The following is a 6,019-nucleotide window of genomic DNA, read 5'->3' on the forward strand; positions in this document are numbered from 1 at the left end:
CCGATGGCGTAAACTTGGCTGGCTTAGTACCCCAATTACCACCTCAATTTGCTGGCAGTATTGCAGGGAAGTTTAATTTAACTGGAAATTTAGCTAATTTATCGCCATCAAGCATAACTGGCAGTGGTAGTGGTAGTGTAAATATAGGTGAGGGCAGGATTAATTTATTAGATGTCGAGCTAGCCGATGGTAGTTTTCGCACTAATATCCAAACCGATGGCGTAAACTTGGCTGGCTTAGTACCCCAATTACCACCTCAATTTGCTGGCAGTATTGCAGGGAAGTTTAATTTAACTGGAAATTTAGCTAATTTATCGCCATCAAGCATAACTGGCAGTGGTAGTGGTAGTGTAAATATAGTCGGAGGTACAATCGCCGCCACTAATATAGTATTAACTAAAGGTACATTCCAAGCCACAGTCGCATCCACCAATATTCAATTGCAGCAAATTTCCCATCAGTTGCGCGGAATCTTAGATGGTGCTATAAATATAGTGGGAAATCTTGCCAACTTAACCCCCACTGCCATTACCCAATCCCTACGAGTTGATGGTAAACTCAATTTTAGTGAAGGAATTCCTGGAATTAAAGGTCCTCTTGCTACCGCATTCCGATGGAGAGGAGACGGAATCGAAATCCAAGAGGCGACTGCGCCGGGATTATCAGCCAGTGGGTTTGTCGGGATAAATCTAAATCGGGGTATTAGCCCAAGCGCCATTACTAATGTTAACTTAGATATTGCCGCCAAAGACATAAACTTACAACAAATTGCCGCCTATCTACCTCCGACTGCCGCAAACCTCAAGGTAGGAGGGAATCTTGACTTTGCCGGAAAGATTGAGGGGACAATTGCCGCGCCCAATATCAGGGGAGACTTAGAGCTAGAAAACTTAATTATTAATGATATAGCATTTGAACCCTTACTGAAAGGAGGAGTAAATACTGACTCCGGTGGAGGATACCAACTTAACCTAAAAGGAGAAAACGACAGAATCGAAGTAGCGCTAGGGAAAGACTATCTACCAATATCATTTAATATTAGACAAGGAAGCGCGATCGCACAAGGTACACGAAAACAAGATAATCTCCAAGTAACCGCCCAAAACTTCCCCATTAACATAATCCAAAAAGTAGCCCCCCTCCCAGGAGCCTTTGCTACCCAACCCTTAGCCGGAGATATTTCCGGCAATCTAGATATAAATCTTAAAACATTTGACATAACCGTAAATAACTTAGCGATCGCAGGATCGATCTTCGACCGTACCCTAGGAAACCAGACAAAACCAGGTAACAATCAATATATCATCTCCGGCAAACTCACATCCACACATCAAGGACCCCAATTCCAAGGTAAAGTAGACGTAGTAGAAGGACAACTACCCGTGTTAGTCGCATTGTGGCAACTATTCGACGTAACCAAAGCCAATCCTCGCTTCCCCACTCCCCCAGAAATCACCCAAGTAGGATTACCAGAATCACACTTACAAATCCAACTACGACGTTTCTCAGAAATTACAGCCCTCCTTGCCCAACAAAAAGCCAAACGGAAAGAAACATCGCCCCTACCAGAATTAAGCGAAATCGATGGTATCTTCACCGGAAGTATTAACCTAGCAGCTAATTTAGCCTCTGGAATTAATGCCGAATTCGATATCCAGGGCAAAGATTGGCAATGGGGAGCCTTCCAAACCAGTCAAGTTATTGCCAAAGGGAGTTTCAAAGATAGCGTATTAACACTATTACCTGTGAGAATAGAAGCCGGAGATAGTATCGCCACCTTCTCCGGCACAATTGGCGGCGAGACACAATCGGGTAAATTGCAATTAGAAAACGTACCCATTGCCCTAATTCGAGAATTTGTAAATTTACCACCAGCCATTGGATTCGGAGGGAAAATTAATGGTAGCGCCACCCTTGCGGGTAATTTAGCCAACCCCCAAGCCAGAGGAGAGTTAACAGTTGTCGATGCCAGCTTAAACCAAGAAAAAGTCCAGTCAGTTGTCGGGAGTTTCAGTTATAATAACGCCCGTCTCAACTTTGCCGCAGATAGTATTTTAGCAGCTAACTCCGATCCCATAACAATTACAGGGAGTATTCCTTACAAACTACCATTTCCAGATGCCATATCCCCTGATAATAATAAGCTAAACTTGGATATAAACGTCAAAGATAAGGGGCTTGCTATCTTAGATATCCTCAGCCGACAGCAAATTGTATGGCTAGATGGAAAAGGGGATGTAAATGTAAAAATTGAAGGAATATTTGACCAAGAAAAAGGTCGTCCCACAGACTTAATTGCCAATGGAACTGCGATTGTGAGCGATGCCAAAATAGCAGCCCAAACACTACCAGAACCCCTGACAAACGTAGCGGGTGAAATTCAATTCAATTTTGACCAAATCGATGTAAAAAGCTTTAGCGGTAATTTTGGCGGAGGTCAAATTACAGCATCAGGAACCCTACCAATTTCTGAACCTGTTCCCCAAACCAATCCATTAACTGTAAATATACCAGATTTAGCTCTAAATTTAAAAGGACTTTATAGTGGAGCTGTCAAAGGAAATATTACCCTCGCAGGTGCAGCTTTAGCCCCAGTATTAACGGGTAAACTTGAGTTATTTAATGGTAGAATACCTCTACCAGATGAAGCCAGTAGTGCCGTTAGTGTCAGTGCGGAAACTGATACTGGTATTCCTGTAGAATTCAATAACTTAGAAATTACCCTTGGTAAAGACATCCAAATTCGTCAAGCACCTATTTTAAATTTCCTAGCAGAAGGGATCTTGACGATTAATGGCTCTTTAAATAATATGAAACCAAAAGGAGAGATTGATTTACGACGGGGACAGGTAAATATATTTACCACTCAGTTCCGGTTAGCAGGAGGTTATAATAATAAAGCACGATTTATTCCAGATCGTGGATTCGATCCAGAATTAGATGTACAGCTAGTCACATCAGTTGCCGAAGCCACCCAAAGACGACTACCTAACGACCCCCAATCAGCCGAAATTAGTGATACAGTGAATACTAGTTTCGGCTCAGTCCAAACAGTACGAGTGCAAGCAAAAGTATTAGGTCCAGCAAGTCAGTTAGCAGATCGATTAGAATTAACTAGTACACCTGCCCGGAGTGAATCAGAAATTGTCGCCCTGTTGGGAGGTGGTTTTGTTGATACATTCGGTAGAGGAGATAGTACATTGGGATTAGCCAACCTAGCTGGCTCTGCACTATTAGGGAATGTGGGTAATTTTATTGGCGATACTTTGAGATTAAGTGAATTTCGCCTATTCCCCACAATTATTACCAATGACGAAAGACGCACTTCCAGCCTAGGATTAGCCGCTGAAGCGGGGATTGATATTACTCGGAATTTATCGATTTCTGTCTTGAAAGAGTTGACAACAGATCAGCCTGCACAGTACAATTTACGTTATCGAATTAACGATAATATTCTCCTGCGGGGAGGGACAGATTTTTCTGGGGATAGTCGGGCGGTGATTGAGTATGAGCGGCGGTTTTAATTGATAACAGATCCTTTATTAGGTTTATTTCCTTTAGAGGATTTAGCTTTAGAACCAGATTTGAAAAACCAACGCCTCAAAAAGTTACCTATTGAGGGTAAAGATACCTATCATACGGTTATGTGAATGCGATCGCAATTTGCTTCTTACAGCGCAAAGTAACTAGATTCAAAAATAGCACCTCGCTTCTCCAAATCTTTTTGTTTCGCCTCAGAGAAGCCCACATTTTTTCTAAACTGAGTCCCCCTGACATTAGCGCCATTAAGATTAGTATTAAACAGATTAGCGCCACTAAGATTTGCATAACTGAGATCCGCATCCTCAAGATTAACATGACGCAGAAGTGCGCCACTCAAATCGCTACCTCTGAGATTCACGCAGCTTAAATTGGCATGACTGAGATCCGCATTGCTGAGGTTGGCATCGCTCGCACTACCATCAATTAAGTTGACACGGCGCATAATAGCACCATTCAGGTCAGCACCACAGATATTTCCACGATTCATATCAGCACGAGAAAGATTTGCTTGATTCAGATGAACATTAGCCATGTTGGAACGACTCAGATTAGCGCCACTGAGGTTAGCACCGCTAAAGTTAGCACAACTGAGGTTAGCATGGCTCAGATCGACATGCTGAAGATTTGCATGGCGCAGATTGGCATTTTTCAGATTACAAGCATTGAGGATAGCACGACTGAGATTAGCATAACTGAGATCCGATTCCTGGAGATTGCAATGGCGTAGTGTTGCATCAGATAGATTGGCACAATTAAGATTCGCTTTTTGAATTTCCGCACGGTTAAGATTAGCCTTATTTAAACTTGCACCATTCAAATTTGCACCATTCAAGTCAGTTGCAGTTAAATCAGCACCATTTAGCAACGCGCTGCTCAAATTAGCCTTACTGAGTTTAGCAAGGCTCAAATTAGCCTGACTGAGATCCGCACTGCTGAGATTAGCCTCCCGCAAATCCGCAGCACTCAAATCTGTACTGTGGATATCAGCACCACTAAGATTTGTGCCGCGCAAGTTGGCTCCTTTTAATTGAGAAAAAATGCGATAATTTCCTGGCGATGCCACATTTTGATTAGCTGAATCTCCTGCTTCAATTTGAACAAAATTGTATTGCACATTTTCTGTGTAAATAGCCAAGACAACATTAAAAATATCCAGAAAATTAATAAACCACTGACATTCCGTTTCTGGATAATCTTCATAATAGTGAATCAATTTCGCCATGGAAACATCCAGATGGGTACGGACGTAGTTGCACAACAAAATAATTTTCAACAGGGAAATAACAATAGTTAGGGGATTCCCTTGAGATGCTAGTAAAATAAATAGCGAAGACGGCTCTTTTCCATCTTCCGTAGTCAGAAATTCAATCGTCCGCCGACAGGTTCGCAATAACAAGTCAACGTTATTCGGCTCATCATGGTGATTTTTATAGAGATTGGCTAGCTTTTGAGCGAGTATTTTTTTAATCCGATCTACAGAATCACCATTGCTTCTCCCGTCAACCCCATTGCTCCCAGAATATACTAAATATTTCAGTAAACTTTGCTTAAATTGTTTGTAATTTAGATCTTGAGTTTGATCGAGGAATATGCGAGCATAGTTTGTATAACTAAATACGAAGTTTTTTGATATCAGTTGTTGGAGCAACCGCAGCATACCCTTTCCTAACCGAGTAGGATTCGCGATTTGCTCGTCTTTAACTGTCGGCGAATTACAGTGAACAGTGTACATCGCCAGTTGAAATTTGAACTTTTCTTTTAAACGTTTAGCTAAATGGCAAGCTAAGTCTCGTTGTTCAATCGGATTCTCGGAGTCGAGGTATTGAGGAACTAATAAATAAAAGGCATAACGATGACTCCAATTTCCTCTTTCATTCCCGACAAATGGCAAGGCAAAGAGTTTAAGTTCTTGATAGTCATCACTGTCTATAAAATCGGCTAACCAACTTCTCAGACGACGAAGACTAGAAGAGAGGGTATGGGTTTGCTCTTTTGCCTCACCTAGGATTTCAATTAATTGTTGAATATACTTATAGTTTCGACTAGCGGACCAGTTGTTAATTAAGATGTAGCAAGATCTTTTTAAGGTATTTCTAAATTCCCCATCATCTTTTTGAAAGAGAATCTCGTATAGAGCCTTATTAACTTCTAGACTGAGGCTACTCTCCCCAAAAATAAACAACTGCTTGAATTCCAGCAATACCGTTTCTGGAGTCGAACGATTTACCAGTTCGATCAGAAATTGATAAATCGTTTCCTGAGCTTGCTGAAGGTTTGGGTGCTTTTTTCGAGCCACCTCAGCAGTTGAATTTTGTCGATCGCGATCGGGTAAAATGTGAGCCTCCATAACAGACAAAAATTGATGACTAATAATTTTTATCCCACTGCAAGTTAAATTCTAGCAGTAATGATTGTTACAATAGCCTAAACTTTTTTTGATTTTCCCCCAGACAGAGATATGCTAATTTAATTATCC

General features: G+C 41.4%; 3 protein-coding genes. 2 read left to right on the plus strand and 1 reads right to left on the minus strand.

Translation table 11 applies throughout. From position 1 onward, the window contains the following. Together NJ959_RS24550 and NJ959_RS30300 are read left to right on the plus strand one after the other, a co-directional pair. Positions 1-3,524: translocation/assembly module TamB domain-containing protein (locus NJ959_RS24550; RefSeq protein WP_254014378.1), on the plus strand; the 3,524-nt coding region annotated here is incomplete at its 5' end. Next, the gene (locus NJ959_RS30300; RefSeq protein ID WP_256529732.1) at positions 3,525-3,650 is read left to right on the plus strand and encodes a hypothetical protein; all 126 of its coding nucleotides are present in this window, start codon (positions 3,525-3,527) and stop codon (positions 3,648-3,650) included. Between the two features lie 20 nt (positions 3,651-3,670). Here the strand turns inward: NJ959_RS30300 and NJ959_RS24555 are convergent, their stop codons facing one another. Then, positions 3,671-5,890: a pentapeptide repeat-containing protein gene (locus tag NJ959_RS24555; RefSeq protein WP_254014379.1), complete on the minus strand. Its 2,220-nt coding sequence runs from the start codon at positions 5,888-5,890 to the stop codon at positions 3,671-3,673. Positions 5,891-6,019: the final 129 nt, after the last annotated feature.

The sequence above is a fragment of the Limnofasciculus baicalensis BBK-W-15 genome, assembly GCF_024178385.1.
In the GTDB taxonomy this organism is placed as follows: Bacteria; Cyanobacteriota; Cyanobacteriia; order Cyanobacteriales; family Coleofasciculaceae; genus Limnofasciculus; species Limnofasciculus baicalensis.

Bases quoted from the DNA above. Each gene is read 5' to 3' on its own strand.
- NJ959_RS24555 (WP_254014379.1), bottom strand. From the start codon at position 5,890: ATGGAGGCTCACATTTTACCCGATCGCGATCGACAAAATTCAACTGCT.